The sequence below is a fragment of the Nocardioides sp. Z13_37 genome (assembly GCF_058355585.1).
Map to the genome: position 1 here is coordinate 1 of NZ_JBZGDV010000021.1, position 1,935 is coordinate 1,935.

Here is a 1,935-nt window from a genome sequence, read left to right on the forward strand (position 1 = left end):
GTGCGCACCAAGGCGGCATCGGTTGCAAAGATGCTCGCGTCCACTATGCAGATCTCAAACAACAACCCCACCAACCCCCACCACCACCCACAACAGGCGACAGCAGACGAAGAGGGAACAGAAGCCCAACCCACCCCCGGACACCCACACCACGCCCATCCCACCGAAGCGGGAGAACACGACACCGGCACCAGGACGCGCGGCTGATCCTTCAGGACCCAACAGTGTGTCTGACCCCACCCCCACCAACGCAGGACCTGGGAGAACCAACCCCCACCAACCCACCCCACCCACCACCCCCAAACGAGGACCATGAGCAAGACAAGCCAGCAGCAGCTGACGTCGACGATTCCACTAGTGAGACACCACCATGCGTGCCGGAACATTCGCCCGGCATCGGGGTGTGTGCTCCTTAGAAAGGAGGTGATCCAGCCGCACCTTCCGGTACGGCTACCTTGTTACGACTTCGTCCCAATCGCCAGCCCCACCTTCGACGGCTCCCTCCACAAGGGTTGGGCCACCGGCTTCGGGTGTTGCCGACTTTCGTGACGTGACGGGCGGTGTGTACAAGGCCCGGGAACGTATTCACCGCAGCGTTGCTGATCTGCGATTACTAGCGACTCCGACTTCATGGGGTCGAGTTGCAGACCCCAATCCGAACTGAGACCGGCTTTTTGGGATTCGCTCCCCCTTACGGGATCGCAGCCCTTTGTACCGGCCATTGTAGCATGCGTGAAGCCCTGGACATAAGGGGCATGATGACTTGACGTCATCCCCACCTTCCTCCGAGTTGACCCCGGCAGTCTCCTATGAGTCCCCACCATTACGTGCTGGCAACATAGAACGAGGGTTGCGCTCGTTGCGGGACTTAACCCAACATCTCACGACACGAGCTGACGACAGCCATGCACCACCTGTACACCCCCAAAAGAAGCCCCATCTCTGGAGCGGCAGGGTGTATGTCAAACCCAGGTAAGGTTCTTCGCGTTGCATCGAATTAATCCGCATGCTCCGCCGCTTGTGCGGGCCCCCGTCAATTCCTTTGAGTTTTAGCCTTGCGGCCGTACTCCCCAGGCGGGGCGCTTAATGCGTTAGCTGCGGCACGGAATCCGTGGAATGGACCCCACACCTAGCGCCCAACGTTTACGGTGTGGACTACCAGGGTATCTAATCCTGTTCGCTCCCCACACTTTCGCTCCTCAGCGTCAGGTAATTCCCAGAGAACCGCCTTCGCCACCGGTGTTCCTCCTGATATCTGCGCATTTCACCGCTACACCAGGAATTCCGTTCTCCCCTGAATACCTCTAGTCTGCCCGTATCGAAAGCAAGCGCCGTGTTAAGCACGGCGTTTTCACTCCCGACGCGACAAACCGCCTACGAGCCCTTTACGCCCAATAATTCCGGACAACGCTCGCACCCTACGTATTACCGCGGCTGCTGGCACGTAGTTGGCCGGTGCTTCTTTACCTGTTACCGTCACTTGCGCTTCGTCACAGGCGAAAGAGGTTTACAACCCGAAGGCCGTCATCCCTCACGCGGCGTTGCTGGATCAGGCTTCCGCCCATTGTCCAATATTCCCCACTGCTGCCTCCCGTAGGAGTCTGGGCCGTGTCTCAGTCCCAGTGTGGCCGGTCACCCTCTCAGGCCGGCTACCCGTCGAAGCCATGGTGAGCCATTACCTCACCATCAAGCTGATAGGCCGCGAGCACATCCCTGGCCGAAAAACTTTCCACCACACCGCATGCACGACATGGTCATATCCGGTATTAATCACCGTTTCCGGTGGCTATCCCGAAGCCAAGGGCAGATTACTCACGTGTTACTCACCCGTTCGCCGCTCGAGTACTCCCGAAAGAGCCTTTCCGCTCGACTTGCATGTGTTAAGCACGCCGCCAGCGTTCGTCCTGAGCCAGGATCAAACTCTCCATCGAAAAA

At 58.8% G+C, this 1,935-nt stretch carries 1 protein-coding gene and 1 rRNA gene; one reads left to right on the forward strand and one right to left on the reverse strand.

Features of this window, described 5'->3' with window-relative positions:
* The coding region (locus AC4H2S_RS21150) for a hypothetical protein (RefSeq protein WP_491498961.1) at positions 1-207 on the forward strand (207 nt) is incomplete at its 5' end.
* Positions 208-416: 209 nt separating this feature from the next.
* Here the strand turns inward: AC4H2S_RS21150 and AC4H2S_RS21155 are convergent.
* A 16S ribosomal RNA gene (locus AC4H2S_RS21155) occupies positions 417-1,931 on the reverse strand.
* Positions 1,932-1,935 lie beyond the last annotated feature (4 nt).